The sequence below is a fragment of the Microbaculum mangrovi genome, assembly GCF_051390635.1.
In the GTDB taxonomy this organism is placed as follows: Bacteria; Pseudomonadota; Alphaproteobacteria; order Rhizobiales; family Tepidamorphaceae; genus Microbaculum.
In genome coordinates this window covers 1,279,696-1,295,748 of sequence record NZ_JBPODT010000002.1, presented here as the reverse complement: position 1 = coordinate 1,295,748, position 16,053 = coordinate 1,279,696, and the positions used below count along the sequence as shown (strand labels likewise).

Here is a 16,053-nt window from a genome sequence, read left to right as displayed (position 1 = left end):
CGCCGGTGGCCTGAAGGGCTGCAGGGCGACGTTGAGGGCGCCGCGCTGGCTGACGTCTGGCGAACAGGGCCGTCCCGTCCTGACGGTGGCGGCTAGCGAAGCGCCTTCGGCGCGGACGATCGGTCGCCGTTCCTTCCGGAATGGGCGGCTAAAACGGTGTCCTCGGCCTGCTGGATCAGATCTTCTCGCCACGTCGTGCGTTTGAGCTGGTCGAGTATCTCGAGGGCCTCGTCGTGTCTGCCCTGTTCCTCCAGGCAACGAGCCAGCCGCGATCGGTTCCGGGCAAGGTAGGGGGCAAGGCGAACCACCTCCCTGAGGCAGTCCGCCTCGGTGCCCAGCTGCTTGCGCCGCCGCGCGCGTGTCGCCTTGAAGGCGAATCCGACCAGCTTCTCGAACGCGCTTCCTCCGGGTAGTCGCGCATCCAGCTCCGCGTCGAACGCATCGCCAAAAGGCGAGTTTGGGGCCTTATTCGCCACAAGCGCCTTGTCGACGAAATCCAGTTCCGATGTTTTCGCCAGTTCCAGAAGCGTGTTCTTGTTCTCGGGCATCAGGCTGAGCGCGAGAAGAGTCAGGGAAACGTATCCGGACTCGGTTTCGGCAGGACAGCTTATTGTGCTTTTCGGCGCGTGCATCGCGTCGTCTATATTTTTCGAGTATCCGAATATTTCGAAGTCGGCGGCGTATAGATCCAGGACCAGTTCAATGGCTCGATCGTTATAGTGCCGCTTGAATTCGCCGGATGCGCCGGTTGCATGGGGCGCGCGCTTTTGAAAACGCGGCTTGACGCTCAACGCGCCTGCCAGGTCATCGGCCGTTTCATCGAAATTTTCCAAGTAGTAGATTTTGTCGATATCGATCTGGCCAACAAAAAGATTGTCGACTTGCCGGCGCCAATGCCGGTCAAAAACAGACGTATTCGGGTCCAGAGATTCCAGGAAGTCCACGAAGGATATGTTCGCGTCCAGCGGGATATCATTCTGTATGAAATGCTTGTTTCTCAGGATTCCCTGCTTGCAGATCTTGTCGAGATAGGCGGACAGGATCCGGGCGAAAGGATTCCGCACGACGCTGAATGTGAACGGCCGGTTTTCCGAAATGCCCTGGTACGATCTGCTCCAGAATCTACCGCTATGCAGATAGGCGGCTGGGAGCGGGTCGGGAAAGGTCAGTCTCTCCCGCTTTATGACTTCGGGAACAAGCGCGGATTTTATGGTCGAACAGCCGCTTTTCGCATTGTTGAGGTACAAGAAATTCAGCGTGGGACTGTAGCAGAATGATTCTCCAACAATAGGATGGAAGAAATATCCATACTTGCGCATGAACAGGTCGCGCCTTTTCTGCTTTAGCGGTTGCGTTTTGGCCGTCTATTCCCTGGTCTGGTGGCGGTAATTGTGGCTCGGCTGCTTTCCGAGTGTTTCCGTGGCTCGAAACGACTGAGCCTCCAGCGGAATGTGCGCAATAACCTAAGCCGGTTCGGTACGCCCGGTCCAGCATCGCCCTGTGATAGGATGAGGCGGTCGCGCCTGGTGCTGGAACAGTCACCAGTGCCGCCCCGGCTTTTCCGGATGCGAGTTGTTTGAACGATGCCGCCATGGCTGGCTGGTCCAGCATGGCGGAGTCGCGATTCGCGGCTTTGGCCGCGGGGATGCGTGAAGTTTGCGGAGATGGCGGGTGGACAAGGTCGACTGCGTGGTGATCGGCGCCGGGGTGATCGGCCTGGCGGTTGCCCGGGCGCTCGCGCTGGCCGGCCGCGAGGTGATCGTCGTCGAAGCCGAATCGGCGATCGGCACCGCGACCTCGAGCCGTAACAGCGAGGTGATCCATGCCGGCATCTATTATCCGGCGGGCAGCCTGAAGGCGCGGCTGTGCGTCGAGGGCAAGCAGCGGCTCTATGCCTATTGCGCCGCCCGCGACGTGCCGCACGCCCGGATCGGCAAGCTCATCGTCGCCGCGACCGAGGCGCAGCTGCCTGACCTGGAAGACCTGAAGGGGCGCGCCGCGGCGAACGGCGTCGACGATCTCATGTTCGTCGACAGGGCCGGGCTGGCAAGGCTGGAGCCGGCCCTGCGCGGCGCCGGCGCGCTGCTGTCGCCGTCGACGGGAATCGTCGACAGCCACGCCTTCATGCTGGCGCTGCAGGGCGACGCGGAAAACGCGGGCGCGGCCTTCGCGTTCCGGACGTCGGTCATCGGCGGCCGCCTGAGCGAGACAGGCGTCGCGCTGCGTTTCGGCGGTGACGATCCGTTCGCGCTGAAGGCCGGTCTCGTCGTCAACGCCGCCGGACTGTTCGCCCATCGGGTCATGGCGTCGATCGAGGGCGTTCCGCCGCAGGCGGTGCCACGGGTCGCCTATGCCAAGGGCAACTACTTCTCGCTGACTGGGACATGCCCGTTCTCCCGCCTGATCTATCCGGTGCCGGAGGCCGGCGGGCTCGGCGTGCACCTGACGCTCGACATGGGCGGGCAGGCGCGGTTCGGCCCGGACGTCGAATGGCTGGGCGATGTCCAGCACGGTGATGTCCGGGACGGTGATGTCCAGCGGGGCGAGGACATCGACTACGCGGTCGATCCGGCCCGGTCGGAGCCGTTCTACGCGGCGATCCGCGCCTACTGGCCGGACCTGGCCGACGGATCGCTGCATCCCGACTACAGCGGCATCCGCGTGAAACTCGATGGCGCGGCGAGCCCGGATTTCCGCATGGACACCACCTGCGGACCGGCGCTGATCAATCTGCTGGGATTCGAATCGCCGGGGCTGACCGCGTCGCTGGCGGTCGCGGCGCGGGTCGCGAACCTGGCCGCTCGTGGCGTGACCTAGAGTCATTTCGGTGTGGAAACCGGCGATATCGTAACGGCTCGCCGTATTCTGCTCACAAATCGATTCAAGTTTCCTCCGCGCGCGGCGGGAGCCTTTGCCGAACAGCACCGGTTTCTATAGAACTTGAGCGGTCCCGGCCGGCCGGGAGCAGACCATCCGAGGAGAGCGACGTGCAGGAGCACGCGGAACAGGCGGCGCCGGCCGAAACCGGCGGCAGCATGGCCGTGCGTGACGCGGACGGCGAGATCGCCGCGCCGTTTCTCCAGGCCGTCTCCGAGGCCGTGGGGGCCGGTGATGGCGCGGCGCTGCGGTCGCTGTGCGCGGACCGGCACGAGATCGACATCGCCGACATCCTGGAGATGCTCGACCAGGACGAGCGTCCCCGCTTCGTCGCGCTTCTCGGCGAGGACTTCGACTACGCGGTCCTGACCGAAGTCGACGACACCGTCCGCGAACAGATCATCGAGGCACTGCCCAACGAGGCTGTGGCCGAAGGCGTTCGCGACCTGGAATCGGACGACGCCGTCTACATCCTCGAAGACCTGGAAGCGGAGGATCAGGCCGAGATCCTCGCCAGGATGCCGGCGGTCGAGCGCGCCGTCCTCAAGCGTAGCCTCGACTTCCCGGAAGACAGCGCCGGCCGGCGCATGCAGACGGACCTGATCGCGGTGCCGCCGTTCTGGACCGTGGGGCGCACCATCGACTACATGCGCGAATCCGAGGACCTGCCGGACGAGTTCTACGAGATCATCGTCGTCGACGAGCAGTTCAAGCCGGTCGGCACCGTCGCCCTCAACACGCTGCTGCGCAGCAAGCGCCCGGTCCCGATCGAAACGATCATGGACCCGGACGTCCAGTCGATCCGGGCCGATCTCGACCAGGAGGAGGCGGCGCGCGTCTTCGAACGCTACAACCTGGTCTCCGCCGCCGTCGTCGACGACCACGACCGCCTTGTGGGCGTCCTGATGTTCGACGATATCGTCGACGTCATCCAGGAGGAGGCCGAGGAGGATATCCGCGGCCTGGCCGGTGTCGGCGACGAGGAGATCTCCGATACGGTCGCCTATACGGCGCGCAGCCGGTTCACCTGGCTTTTCGTCAACCTGGCCACGGCGATCCTGGCCTCGGGCGTCATCGCGCTGTTCGACGCGACGCTGCAGCAGATGGTGGCGCTGGCGATCCTGATGCCGATCGTCGCCTCGATGGGCGGCAACGCCGGCACGCAGACGATGACGGTCGCCGTCCGGTCGCTGGCGACCCGTGAACTGGCCGGCTACAACATACGCCGTTTCGTCACCCGCGAGCTGATGGTCGGGCTGATCAACGGTGTCCTGTTCGCGGTGATCATCGGGGTGGTGGCGGCGACCTGGTTCGCCAACATTCAGCTCGGGGCGGTGATCGCCGCCGCGATGATCGTCAACCTGTTCTGCGCCGGCGTGTTCGGGATCGCCATTCCGGTCGGCCTGGACAAGATGGGTATCGATCCCGCCATCGCGTCAACCGTCTTCCTCACAACTGTTACAGATGTTGTTGGATTCTTTGCTTTTCTGGGTCTCGCCACTGTCTTGCTTATGTGAAACGGAAGTGCCATGACGGGCATCATGCAATTGCCCATCCGGACAGCGGTGGTCGGCCTTGGCTATTTCGGCCGGTTCCACGCAAGGCACTATGCCGGCAACGAAAAGGCCAACCTCGTCGCCGTGTGCGACGCCGATTCCGCGCGCGCCGAGGAGATCGCTGCCGAGTTCGGCGGCGCGCCGGTATCCGACTATCGCCAGTTGCCGGGCCAGGTCGACGCCGTGTCCATCGCGGTGCCGACCTCGAAGCACTACGAGGTGGCGCGGTTCTTCATCGAGAACGGTGTGCATGTGCTGGTCGAGAAGCCGATCACCGAAAGCGTGTCCGATGCCGATACGCTGGTCAAACTCGCCGAAAAGCATGGCGTCGTTCTGCAAGTCGGCCATATCGAGCGCTTTTCCGCCGCCTTCAAGGCGCTGGCGGAGAAGGTGAGCCGGCCCCTGTTCATCGAGAGCCGGCGGATCTCGCCGTGGAAGCCGCGGGCGACCGACGTCGACGTGGTGCTCGACCTGATGATCCACGACATCGATCTGGTTCTGGGTCTGGTCGATTCCCCGGTCGAGACGCTGCAGGCGCTCGGCGCGCCGGTGCTCAACAGCTCCGAGGACATCGCCAACGCCCGGATCACGTTCGAGAACGGCACCGTGGCCGACATCACCGCGAGCCGAATCGCCGGGCACACGGAGCGGAAGCTGCGGATGTTCCAGCTCGACAACTACCTGATCTGCGATTTCGCCGACCACCAGGTGACCCGGTTCACCCGGAATCCGGAGGCTGCGGCGGATGGCCCCAATGCGATCTCGGTGGAATCGTGGGATATCGCCCGCGAGGACAGCCTCGGCAACGAGATCGCCGAATTCCTGGAGTGCGTCGAGACGGGGCGTCGCCCGACCGTCGATGGACGGGTCGGCCGCGAGGCGCTCAACGTCGCGACCATGATCACAGACAGCATTCGCAGCCACCGCGCACGCGTCGAAGCGAAGCTGGCGGGCTGAACGACCAAAAGGAGCATTGCCGCGTGGCTACAGCAGAGACCCTGGCGCCTGTCGCCACCGAAGAGACGGTCACGTCCGTCGGCCTGTTCGATCTCACGCGCCAGCGCGACCGCCTCGGCGCGCGCATCGAGGCGCGCATCGACGACGTGCTCCGGCACGGCCAGTTCATTCTCGGCCCGGAGGTCGTGGAGCTGGAGGAGAAGCTGGCGGCCTTCGCCGAGGCGCGTCACGCGATCGGCGTGTCCAGCGGCCGCGACGCGCTGACCATGGCGCTGATGGCGCTGGGCGTCCAGCCCGGCGACGCGGTGTTCGTGCCCGGCTTCACCTTTTCCGCCAGCGCGGCCGCCGTCGCGCCGCTGGGGGCGGTGCCGGTCTTCGTCGACGTCGACGAGGACACCTTCAACATGGACCCGGACGCGCTCAAGGCCGCGATCGCGGCGGTGATCGCGGAGGGCCGGCTCAATCCGAAGGTTGTCATGCCGGTCGATCTGTACGGCCTTCCGGCCGACTACGACCGGATATCGGCGATCGCGGCCGAGAGCGGCATGCGCGTCCTCGCCGACGCGGCGCAGAGCTTCGGCGCCATCATGGGCAATCGCCGGGTGGGCACGCTGGCGCCAATCACCGCGACCAGCTTCTATCCGACCAAGCCGCTGGGCTGCTACGGCGACGGCGGCGCGATCCTGACCGAGGACGAGGAGCTGTCCGAGGCGATCAAGATGATCCGCACGCACGGCCGCCAGGGATCGGGCGACGAGGCGATGCGCATCGGCATGACGGCGCGGCTCGACACCATCCAGGCGGCGGTGCTGCTGATAAAGCTGGAGGCCTTCGCCGCCGAGCTCGACCGGCGCGAACAGATGGCCGCGCTCTACACCGAGCTGCTCGCCGGCGATTTCGCGACGCCCGTGGTTCCCGCCGGGATGCGCAGCGCCTGGGCGCTCTACACAATCCGCGTGCCCAATCGCGACCAGGTGCGCGAGCGGCTGGCGCAGATGGGCGTGGGCACGGGTCTGTTCTACCGCGTGCCGCTGCACAAGCATCCCGCGTTCGAGCAGTGGGCGCCGGACGGCCTGTCGCTGCCGGTCTCCGAGCGGCTCGCCGAGGAGGTGCTGAGCCTGCCGATCCACGGCGACATCGAGGCGCGCGAGGTCCGGTTCGTCGTCGACTGCCTGCGGAAAGCGGTCGGTTGAACAGCACCCCGCCCGGCGTCACGTCCGGGGCCAAGCCCCGCGCGCGACCGCTCGAGCCGGCCGACCGGGCGGCGTGGGAACGGCTGTGGCGGGGTTACCTGACCTTCTACGAACAGCCGCTGTCCGAGGCGATCACCGAGCGCACCTGGGCGCGGCTCATGGATCCCCAGTTCGATCTGCATGGGCTCTGCGTCCACGACGGCGACCGGATGGCCGGCCTCTGCCACTACCTGTTCCATCCCTCGACCTGGGCGGACGGGCCGTATTGCTATCTTGAAGACCTGTTCGTCGACGCCGACGCGCGCGTTGGTGGCTGCGGCCGGGCGCTGATCGAGGCGGTCTATGCGGCGGCCGACGACCGCAAGGCCGAGCGGGTCTACTGGGCGACGCAGGAAGGCAACGAGACCGCCCGCAAACTCTACGACCGCATCGCCAGGCTGACGCCCTTCGTCCAGTACGCGCGCTGAAACGCCGCGGCGTTCGAGACCGAAGCGGGAAGCCCGTGCCGCGGCGGGAGCGGGGCGCGATGCCCGGCGGCTCCCGCGCGCTCTTGTCCAAAAATTTACCGAACTCGGTTACTCTGCCTTAACCTAAAGGCGGCTGGGTAGGCGCGTGTGGCTTCAGGGGTGGGCCGCCGGATTCTTGCGCTATCGGACGGTACGGACAGGCAATGCGATTCCCGGTTTTGAGTTTGTTGCGCGCGCCGCGCGGCGCGACGGTTAAGCGCGGCCCCATCGCCGCGCTGGCGCTCGCGCTGGTCGCGGCCTCGTGCGCCGGGCTGGAGCCGCGGCTGCCGCGTCCCAACGACTATCAGGTGCACGGCATCGACCTGTCCCGCTACCAGGGCGACGTCGACTGGGTGAAGGCCGGACATGGCGGCGTCGCCTTCGCCTGGATCAAGGCGACGGAGGGCGGCGACTACGTCGACCCGAAGTTCATGGACAACTGGAACGGCGCCAAGGCGGCCGGCGTGCCGCGCGGGGCCTATCACTTCTGGTATTTCTGCCGCCCGGTGGAGGAGCAGCTCGCCTGGTTCATCGCCAACGTGCCCTACGATCCGGACGCGCTGCCTCCGGTGATGGACATGGAGTGGAACAACGAGTCCACGACCTGCCGCCGCCGTCCGCCGCGCGACGAACTGCTGCGCGACATGCAGATCATGGCCGATGGGCTCGAAAAGTATTACGGCAAGCGGCCCGTCATCTACACCTCGGTCGACTTCCACGAGGACATCCTCGAGGGCCTGTTCACCGGCCACCATTTCTGGGTGCGCAGCGTCGCCGGCTATCCGAGCCTGAGATACGGCAAGCGGCGCTGGACGTTCTGGCAGTACACGGCCGAGGGCCGGGTACCGGGCGTCGACGGCAACGTCGACCGCAATGCCTTCGTCGGCACCAAGACGGACTGGCGGCTGTTCCTGCAGGACCGCTACTGAGGGGCGGATCGCGCCCCTCCGGAATGCGGTCCGCGCGACCGTATGTGTCTCGGGAAATCTTTATATGTCATTGTTTTTGCTTATATATTTGAAAAAATTGACTTTTACGTCAAGGTAATTGAAGCTGCCTCCTGTAACCCGGGAGGCGGGCATTCGCGCGCACTACACGATCACGGACCTGACCCGCGAGTTCGACGTGACGACGCGGACGCTGCGCTTCTACGAGCAGCAGGGCCTGATCGATCCGCTGCGGCGGGGGCGCACGCGGCTGTACCGGCCGGCCGACCGGACGCGGCTGAAGCTGATCCTGCGCGGCAAGCGCCTCGGCTTCTCGCTGTCAGAAATCCGCGAGATCGTCGACATGTACGACGCGCCGCCGGGCGAGCGCGGCCAGCTCGACCTGTTGATCGCGCGCATCGCCGAGCGGCGCGCCGAGCTCCTGGCCAAGCGCCGCGACATCGACCTGACGCTGGCCGATCTCGATGACGTGGAGACGGGGTGCCACGAACGGCTTGCCTCGCTGGGAAAGGAAAGACCATGAGCGGCTTCGAGCCCCGCGATCCGGATTGGGAAAAGCGCGTGCGCGCGAGCCTCGCGCGCCAGGCGTTCATGACCATGCTCGGCGCCGAGATCGCGCATCTGGCGCCGGGGGCGGTGGACCTGGCGCTGCCGTTCCGGCGCGAACTCACCCAGCAGCACGGTTTCTTCCACGCCGGCACGACGACGACGCTGGTCGATTCGGCGGCCGGCTACGCCGCTCTGTCGCTCTATCCCAGGGGCACCGGCGTGCTCACCACCGAGTTCAAGCTCAACTTGCTCAACCCGGGCAAGGGCGAGCGGCTGATCGCGCGCGGGCGCGTCGTCAAGCCGGGCCGGACGCTGACGATCTGCCGGGGCGACGTCTACGGCATCGAGGGGGAGCGCGAGACCCACGTGGCGACGGGGCTGTTCTCGATGATCTGTCTGGAGGGGCTCGATGACTAAGGCCGCCATCGGGATAACGAACGATGCACCGCCGTTGCGCGAACGCGACGACGGGGGATCGGACCCTAGTTCATGAGGTATGATCGAGGCGGGCCCCAACCATAAGGCGGTCGCTTTCAGGGAGACAACCATGCGCGATCCGGGCGCGACCCACGAGGTCTTCAATCAGGTGCCGCCGCTGGAGGGCTTCAATGCCTTCCTGCACGATGCCGCGCTGGTCGAGGCGATGGACCGCGAGGGCGGGGCGTGGGGCCGCGAGCGGCACGTGTCGCTGGGCGAGTGGGTGGCGAGCGGGCGCACGCAGGAACTCGCCCGGCTGGCCAATACCTATACGCCGGAGCTCCACACCTTCGACCGGGTCGGCAACCGCATCGACGAGGTCACGTTCCATCCCAGCTATCACGAACTGATCGGCAAGGCGGTGGCCGAGGAAATCCACGCGCTGCCCTTCGCCGAGCCGAGGCCGGGCGCGCAGGTGGTGCGCGCGGGCCTGCATTTCCTGTTCAACTTCGCCGAGATCGGCGTGCTCTGCCCGGTGACGATGACATACGCGGCGGTGCCGACCCTGCGCCAGCAGCCCGATCTCGCCGCCGAGTGGGAACCGAAGATCGTCTCCGACCGCTACGACCCCCGCTTCATGCCGATGCCGCGCAAGACCGGGGCGACCATCGGCATGGCGATGACCGAGAAGCAGGGCGGCTCGGACGTGCGCGCCAACACGACGCGGGCGGTACCCGCGGGCGGGAACGGGGGCGGCGACTATCTGCTGACCGGCCACAAGTGGTTCTGCTCGGCGCCGATGTGCGACGGGTTCCTGACGCTGGCCAACACCGAGGCCGGGCTCACCTGCTTCTTCGTGCCGCGCTGGACGCCGGACGGCGAACGCAACGTGTTCCTGATCCAGCGGCTGAAGGACAAGCTCGGCAACAAGTCGAACGCGTCTTCCGAGATCGAGTATCGCAACACCTGGGCGCGGATCGTCGGCGAGGAGGGGCGCGGCGTCAGGACCATCATCGAGATGGTGCATCACACCCGCCTCGACACCGGCATCTCGGCGGCCGGCATCATGCGCGCCGCGGTCGCCCGGGCGATCCATCACGCCAGCCATCGCACGGCGTTCCAGCGAAAGCTGGTCGACCAGCCGGCGATGCGCCGGGTGCTCGCCGACATCGCGGTGGAAAGCGAGGCGGCGACCATGCTCGCCATGCGGGTCGCGCGCGCCTTCGACGAGTCGGCGATAAGCGACTCCGAGCAGGCGTTCGCCCGCATCGCGGTCGCCGTCGCCAAGTTCTGGCTGTGCAAGCGCACGCCGGCGCTCGTCGCCGAGGCGCTCGAGCTGCACGGCGGCAACGGCTACGTTGAGACCGGCGAGATGGCGCGGCTCTACCGCGAGGCACCGCTCAACGGCATCTGGGAAGGCTCGGGCAACGTGATGGCGCTCGACGTGCTGCGCGCCATCGGCCGCGAGCCGGGCGCGATGGAGGCGCTGTCGGCCGAGATGAGGCTCGCCGCCGGCGTCGACAGGCGCTTCGACGCGCATCTGGACAGGCTCGGCGAGCGCATCGCGGCGAAGCGGTTCGGCGAGGCGGATGCCCGCCAGATCGCGATGGAGCTGGCGCTCGGCCTGCAGGGCTCGCTGATACTGCGATACGCACCGGACTTCGTGGCCGACGCCTTCTGCGCGACGCGGCTGGGGGAGGGCATCGGCCTGGCCTTCGGCCTGCTTCCGGATGGGCTGGACGAGGCGGCGATCGTCGACCGCGCCCGGCCAAAGCTGGACTGAGGGGCAGGCGAATGGGTGTGATGGATCGGTTCGACAAGACGTCCGGCTCCGATGCTCGCGGCTTCCGGGCTCCCGCTTTCGCGGGGGTGAGCGGAGAGGAGGCGAGACCGTTCCCCCAGCCGCTCATTCCCGCGAAAGCGGGAATCCAGAGCGACACGGCACGGCCATGCCGATGCACGCCGAGAGACGTCAGGTACGCACGACCGGTAATACGAAACAGGCCTCGTGTCCTGGACTTGATCCAGGCCCCAGAGACGCGGCAGTCGCCGGGCTGGGCCCCGGATCAGGTCCGGGGCGCGAGATAGTGACACTTTCAGGGAAAACTCCAGGGAAACGAGGCTGACGATGACACGCCCCAACGACTATCCGAGCCTGAACTTCGATCTCGGCGAGCACGCCGACATGCTGCGCGACACGGTGCGCTCGTTTTCCGACGACGAGATCGCGCCGATCGCGGCCGATATCGACCGGACCAACGAGTTCCCGCGCCAGCTGTGGCCGAAACTCGGGGCGCTCGGGCTGCTCGGCATTACCGTGGAGGAGGAATACGGCGGCTCCGCCATGGGCTATCTCGAGCACTGCATCGCCATGGAGGAGATCAGCCGCGGCTCGGCCTCGGTGGGCCTGAGCTACGGCGCGCACTCCAATCTCTGCGTCAACCAGATCCGCCGCAACGGCACCGAGGACCAGAAGGCGCGGTATCTGCCCGGCCTGATCTCGGGCGAGAGCCTGGGCGCGCTGGCGATGTCCGAGCCCGGCGCCGGCTCCGACGTCGTCTCGATGCGCACCCGCGCCGAGAAGAAGGGCGACCGCTGGGTTATCAACGGCTCGAAGATGTGGATCACCAACGGGCCCGGCGCCGATACGCTGGTGATCTACGCCAAGACCGATCCGGACGCCGGTCCGCGCGGCATCACCGCCTTCCTAGTGGAGAAGGGCTTCAAGGGCTTCTCGACGGCGCAGAAGCTCGACAAGCTCGGGATGCGCGGCTCCGATACCGGCGAGTTGGTGTTGGAGGACTGCGAGGTGCCCGAGGAAAACGTACTCGGCGAGGTGGGCCGGGGCGTCAACGTGCTGATGTCCGGCCTCGACTACGAGCGCGTGGTGCTCGCCGCCGGGCCGATCGGTATCATGCAGGCGTGCATGGACGCGGTCGTACCCTACATGCACGAGCGCAAGCAGTTCGGTCAGGCGATCGGCTCGTTCCAGCTGATGCAGGGCAAGCTCGCCGACATGTACACCCGCATGAACGCCTCGCGGGCCTACATCTACATGGTCGCCAAGGCCTGCGACCGGGGCGAGACCACCCGCAAGGACGCCGCCGGCGCGATCCTGTATGCCGCCGAGACCGCGACCTGGATGGCGCTCGAGGCGATCCAGGTCCTGGGCGGCAACGGCTACATCAACGACTACCCGACCGGACGTCTGCTGCGCGACGCCAAGCTGTACGAGATCGGCGCGGGCACCAGCGAGATCCGGCGCTGGCTGATCGGTCGCGAACTGTTCGAGGAAACGAAATGACGTTACGGCGGCTAAGTCCCGATTAATTTAATTAATCAAATAGTTTGGCCAATCGTTAAGACCCCTTTGGCATGGTCGGCCGTGTCCTCACGACCGACGGTGCTACCCTCAATGTTTCTCGATACCCCCACGATTTTCTTCACGGCGGCGGCCATGTGCTTTCCCGTTGCGGGGCTGCTGTTCCTGTCGTGGCGGCAAAACCGGGCGGAGCGCACGCTGCTGTGGTGGAGCGGCGGCTTGTTCGCCGCTTCGGTGGGGCTCACGCTCTTGGTCCTGGAAGGAGATATCAGCGAAATACTGTCCATCGATATCGCCAACGCCCTCTTGGTGCTGGGCATCTCCCTCGGCTGGGCCGGGGCGCGCGCCTTCAACGGAAGTCGGATCTCGCCGTTCGTGATTTTCCTGGGGCCGGCGGTGTGGCTCGTGCTGTGCGCCGTGCCGGCGATCCATGACTCGCTTCCCGTGCGGGTGGCCGTGTTCTCGGCGATGTACGCGGGCTATACCGGGGCGCTGGCGCACGAATACTGGCGCGGCCGCGTGGACGGGCTGGCCTCGCGCACCGCACTCGCGGCGACCTTCCTGCTGATTTCGGGAATCTTCCTGCTTCGGTCGCTGGCCGCCGTGTTCGTGCCGCCGAAGGCCGCCGACGCCTATCTGCAACCCGATCCGTTTACCGCCCTGTTCGTCATGTTGCCGATCGTGCTCTGCATCGCCAACGCGGTTCTCGTCATCGCCGCCACCAAGGACCGGGCGGAGGCCGAGCAACGCCGGCTCGCCGAGACCGACCAGCTGACGCAAACCCGCAATCGCGGCGCGACGCTGGCGGCGGCCTCGGAGCGCCTGGCGAAGGGGTCGGGCGCGATGCTGCTGTTCGATCTGGATCGCTTCAAGCAGATCAACGACCGGTTCGGCCATCCGGCCGGCGACCGGGTGCTCGTTGCCTTCGCCGCCGTCGCCGAGGCCAACTTGCGCGATGGCGACGTGTTCGGCCGCATCGGCGGCGAGGAGTTCCTTGCCTTCCTGCCCGGCGCTGGCAGGATCGACGCCATGGCCGTCGGCGAGCGGATCCGGGCCGAGTTCGCCAATACGATGATCGACAATGACGGCGCGCACATGCAGGCGACCGTCAGCATCGGGATCGCGGTGTCCGGCGCCGCGGCCGACGATTTCGATCCGTTGCTGATCGAGGCCGACCGGGCGCTCTACCTGGCCAAGGAAAACGGTCGCGACCGCGTGCAGTTCTTTGTTCCCAGGGCCGCCTGAGCGGCCGGACCGCGAAGCGGGTCACACCGTCGCGCCGAGCGGTTCGGCGTGGGCGATGACGCGGCGGACCTCCGGCATTTTCTCACGGAACGCGTGCTCCAGGGCATCGACGGCCTCGTGCACGTCCTCGACGCGGACGGCCGGGTCGACGCGGCAGTGGAAGGTGACGAAGACGCCGTGCTCGGTCTCGCGCGCCCGCACGTTGTGGACGTCGGTCAGCATCCGCGTGTCCGGCGCCAGCCGCCTCAGCGCGGCAAGATAGGCGTCGCGGCGGTCTTCGGGAACGTCGCTGCCGGCAAGCGTGGCGACGTGCAGCGGCTCGATATGGCTTTCCACCTCCACGTCGGTGCCGAGCTCGGCGGCGATGGACCGCTCCAGCGAGTCCGCGAGCTCGTGGGCCTGGCCGAGCGGCATCTGGCCGTCGACCTCGATATCGAAGCTCACCGACAGCCGCTCGCCGATATGCTGGACGGTGACGTGGTGCACGGCGAGGCCGCGCCGGCGCGAGATCAGCATCACCTTGTCGAAGATCGTCTCGTCGTCGAGCTGGATCGGCCGCGCGGTGACGCTGACATCGGCCTCGGGGAACGCTGTGCGGATCTCGGCGACGAGCCGGTTCTGGATCGCCGTGACCCGGTCGAAGGGAAGGGTGCGGGCGATCAGCACGTCGATATCGACGAACAAGGTGGCGCCTCCGGGCCTGACGCGCAGCCGGTCGAGGGCGAGGACGCCGTCGGTCTCGCCGGCGATATCGGCGATGCGCTCGTAGGCGCCGGTCGGCGCGGCGTCCATCAGCGTGTTGATGGTGCGCCTGCCGAGCCGCCAGCCGGCCAGGCAGACGAAGATGGAAACGCCGATGGCGGCGAGGGCGTCGGCCCAGGGATAGCCGGCCCAGGTCAGGGCGAGGCCGACGAGTACGACCATCGAGCTCAGCATGTCGGACGAGAAGTGCAGGGCGTCGGCTTCCAGCGCCTCGCTGTTGTACTTCCTGGCCACCCGGCGCAGCACCCGCGCGCGGTTGAAGTCGATGGCGATGGAGGCGACGATCACCGCGATCGCGATCCACGTCACCTCGACATGCACGTCCTCGAACAGGAGCCGCTTGCCGGCCTCCCAGACGATCCAGGCGCAGGTCAGGAACAAAAGCCCGGTCTCGGCGAGCGCGGCGACGCTTTCGATCTTGCCGTGGCCGAAATGGTGGGTCCGGTCCGGCGGACGGTCGCTGATGCGTACGGCGGTAAGGGTGATCGCGGTGGCGCCGAGGTCGAGCAGGCTGTGCACGGCCTCCGACAGGATGCCGAGCGAGCCGGTCATCAGGCCGACGGCGAATTTCGACGCGGCCAGGAAGCCGCTGGCGAACAGCGATATCAGGGCGACGGTCTGCTTTTCCTGCGACACCGGCAATGGTCCTGTACGGAGATCACGCCCGATGGGGCGCACCGCGGGGGCGTTCGCGCCCCGGAAGTTCGTACCGCGAGCCGTTTCCTGCTATGGGGCGCTTCGCACGGTGAATAACCATGGCACAGGTTGTCGGTAAAGTCGGCCTGTACGGGCGTGTCGCTCGCCCGGGCCGAGGGAGGAAGAGAATGCACATTGTCGAAAGCAACGGCGCCCGCATACCCGCGCTCGGTCTGGGAACCTGGGACATTCGCGGCGCGCAGTGCGTGGAGATCGTCGCCGAGGGGCTAAGGCTCGGCTATCGGCACGTCGATACGGCCGCCTCCTACGAGAACGAGCGCGAGGTGGGCGAGGGCATCCGCGCCTCCGGCGTGGCGCGCGCGGACGTCTTCCTGACCACCAAGGTCTGGTACGACCGGATCATGGCGGGCGAGCTGGAGGCCTCCGCCGAGGAGAGCGTCGCCCGGCTCGGTGTCGATCACGTCGATCTCCTGCTGGTGCACTGGCCGAACCCGGCGGTGCCGGTGAAGGAGACGATGGAGGCGATCGCCCGGGTCAAGCGCGCCGGCCTTGCCCGGAACATCGGCATATCCAACTTCACCGCGGCGCTCGTCGAGGAGGCGGTCGCCGTGTCGCCGGAGCCGATCGTCACCAACCAGATCGAGTATCACCCCTATCTCGACCAGGCCAAGATCATGGACGCCTGCCGCCGGCACGGCATTTCGGTCACCGCCTATTGCCCGATCGCCCGCGGCAAGGTGGTCGGCGACCCGGTCATGGAGGCGATCGCCGAACGGCACGGCCGCACCGCCACGCAGGTCGCGCTGCGGTGGCTCGTCCAGCAGCCCGGCGTCATCGCCATCCCGCGCACCAGCTCGAAGGCGCGGCTGGCGGAAAACCTCGATATCGACGGTTTCGAATTGTCCGAGGCCGAGATGACCGAGATCGCCGGCCTGGCGCATGCGGACGGACGCCTGGTGCGGGCGAGCTGGGCGCCCGATTGGGACTGATCGGGGGGCCCGCCGGTCCGGGTCCCCGCCCTATGGGTCCCCGCCCTCCGGTTTGCGGCTGTGCGGGGTTCTACCC

At 66.9% G+C, this 16,053-nt stretch carries 14 protein-coding genes; 12 read left to right on the top strand and 2 right to left on the bottom strand.

Annotated elements, in window-relative coordinates; translation table 11 throughout:
- Positions 1 to 92: 92 nt before the first annotated feature.
- On the bottom strand, positions 93 to 1,319 hold the full coding sequence (locus tag ACSF9G_RS12445; protein ID WP_436641972.1) for a sulfotransferase family protein: 1,227 nt from the start codon (positions 1,317 to 1,319) through the stop codon (positions 93 to 95).
- Positions 1,320 to 1,671: 352 nt separating this feature from the next.
- On the opposite strand from ACSF9G_RS12445, the gene ACSF9G_RS12440 reads away from it, so the two are divergent.
- The 11 genes from ACSF9G_RS12440 (at position 1,672) to ACSF9G_RS12390 (ending at position 13,569) form a co-directional block, all read left to right on the top strand.
- Positions 1,672 to 2,817 carry an NAD(P)/FAD-dependent oxidoreductase gene (locus ACSF9G_RS12440; RefSeq protein WP_436641970.1) on the top strand — a complete coding sequence of 382 codons (1,146 nt, stop codon included), beginning with the start codon at positions 1,672 to 1,674 and terminating at the stop codon, positions 2,815 to 2,817.
- Positions 2,818 to 2,987: 170 nt separating this feature from the next.
- Entirely contained in the window at positions 2,988 to 4,394 is a 1,407-nt protein-coding gene (mgtE, locus tag ACSF9G_RS12435) for a magnesium transporter (RefSeq protein ID WP_436641968.1), read from the top strand.
- Between the two features lie 12 nt (positions 4,395 to 4,406).
- Positions 4,407 to 5,390 (top strand): Gfo/Idh/MocA family oxidoreductase, encoded by a 984-nt coding sequence (locus ACSF9G_RS12430; protein WP_436641966.1) that lies wholly within the window; start codon positions 4,407 to 4,409, stop codon positions 5,388 to 5,390.
- 23 nt (positions 5,391 to 5,413) lie between these two features.
- Positions 5,414 to 6,583, top strand: a complete 1,170-nt coding sequence (locus ACSF9G_RS12425) for a DegT/DnrJ/EryC1/StrS family aminotransferase (protein ID WP_436641964.1) — start codon at positions 5,414 to 5,416, stop codon at positions 6,581 to 6,583.
- Positions 6,580 to 7,050, top strand: a complete 471-nt coding sequence (locus tag ACSF9G_RS12420) for a GNAT family N-acetyltransferase (RefSeq protein WP_436641962.1) — start codon at positions 6,580 to 6,582, stop codon at positions 7,048 to 7,050. The genes ACSF9G_RS12425 and ACSF9G_RS12420 overlap by 4 nt, the downstream gene beginning before the upstream one ends.
- Positions 7,051 to 7,253: 203 nt before the next feature.
- Positions 7,254 to 8,018 (top strand): glycoside hydrolase family 25 protein, encoded by a 765-nt coding sequence (locus ACSF9G_RS12415; RefSeq protein WP_436641960.1) that lies wholly within the window; start codon positions 7,254 to 7,256, stop codon positions 8,016 to 8,018.
- Between the two features lie 151 nt (positions 8,019 to 8,169).
- Complete coding sequence (locus tag ACSF9G_RS12410) at positions 8,170 to 8,559, top strand: MerR family transcriptional regulator (protein WP_436642144.1); 390 nt, start codon at positions 8,170 to 8,172, stop codon at positions 8,557 to 8,559.
- Positions 8,556 to 9,002, top strand: coding sequence for a PaaI family thioesterase (locus tag ACSF9G_RS12405; RefSeq protein ID WP_436641958.1), 447 nt, complete (start codon positions 8,556 to 8,558; stop codon positions 9,000 to 9,002). The genes ACSF9G_RS12410 and ACSF9G_RS12405 overlap by 4 nt, the downstream gene beginning before the upstream one ends.
- A gap of 130 nt (positions 9,003 to 9,132) precedes the next feature.
- The gene (locus ACSF9G_RS12400) at positions 9,133 to 10,785 is read left to right on the top strand and encodes an acyl-CoA dehydrogenase family protein (protein ID WP_436641956.1); all 1,653 of its coding nucleotides are present in this window, start codon (positions 9,133 to 9,135) and stop codon (positions 10,783 to 10,785) included.
- 345 nt (positions 10,786 to 11,130) lie between these two features.
- Complete coding sequence (locus ACSF9G_RS12395; RefSeq protein ID WP_436641954.1) at positions 11,131 to 12,306, top strand: isovaleryl-CoA dehydrogenase; 1,176 nt, start codon at positions 11,131 to 11,133, stop codon at positions 12,304 to 12,306.
- A gap of 111 nt (positions 12,307 to 12,417) precedes the next feature.
- The gene (locus ACSF9G_RS12390) at positions 12,418 to 13,569 is read left to right on the top strand and encodes a GGDEF domain-containing protein (protein WP_436641952.1); all 1,152 of its coding nucleotides are present in this window, start codon (positions 12,418 to 12,420) and stop codon (positions 13,567 to 13,569) included.
- A 21-nt stretch (positions 13,570 to 13,590) separates the two neighbouring features.
- On the opposite strand, the gene ACSF9G_RS12385 is transcribed toward ACSF9G_RS12390, so the two are convergent.
- The gene (locus tag ACSF9G_RS12385) at positions 13,591 to 14,967 is read right to left on the bottom strand and encodes a cation-efflux pump (protein WP_436641950.1); all 1,377 of its coding nucleotides are present in this window, start codon (positions 14,965 to 14,967) and stop codon (positions 13,591 to 13,593) included.
- Between the two features lie 188 nt (positions 14,968 to 15,155).
- On the opposite strand from ACSF9G_RS12385, the gene ACSF9G_RS12380 reads away from it, so the two are divergent.
- Positions 15,156 to 15,977 carry an aldo/keto reductase gene (locus ACSF9G_RS12380; RefSeq protein WP_436641948.1) on the top strand — a complete coding sequence of 274 codons (822 nt, stop codon included), beginning with the start codon at positions 15,156 to 15,158 and terminating at the stop codon, positions 15,975 to 15,977.
- Positions 15,978 to 16,053 lie beyond the last annotated feature (76 nt).

Coding starts and splice junctions, on each gene's coding strand:
- ACSF9G_RS12405 (WP_436641958.1), top strand. CDS start 8,556: ATGAGCGGCTTCGAGCCCCGCGATCCGGATTGGGAAAAGCGCGTGCGC.
- ACSF9G_RS12445 (WP_436641972.1), bottom strand. CDS start 1,319: ATGCGCAAGTATGGATATTTCTTCCATCCTATTGTTGGAGAATCATTC.
- ACSF9G_RS12390 (WP_436641952.1), top strand. CDS start 12,418: ATGTTTCTCGATACCCCCACGATTTTCTTCACGGCGGCGGCCATGTGC.
- ACSF9G_RS12380 (WP_436641948.1), top strand. CDS start 15,156: ATGCACATTGTCGAAAGCAACGGCGCCCGCATACCCGCGCTCGGTCTG.
- ACSF9G_RS12400 (WP_436641956.1), top strand. CDS start 9,133: ATGCGCGATCCGGGCGCGACCCACGAGGTCTTCAATCAGGTGCCGCCG.
- ACSF9G_RS12430 (WP_436641966.1), top strand. CDS start 4,407: ATGACGGGCATCATGCAATTGCCCATCCGGACAGCGGTGGTCGGCCTT.
- ACSF9G_RS12395 (WP_436641954.1), top strand. CDS start 11,131: ATGACACGCCCCAACGACTATCCGAGCCTGAACTTCGATCTCGGCGAG.
- ACSF9G_RS12415 (WP_436641960.1), top strand. CDS start 7,254: ATGCGATTCCCGGTTTTGAGTTTGTTGCGCGCGCCGCGCGGCGCGACG.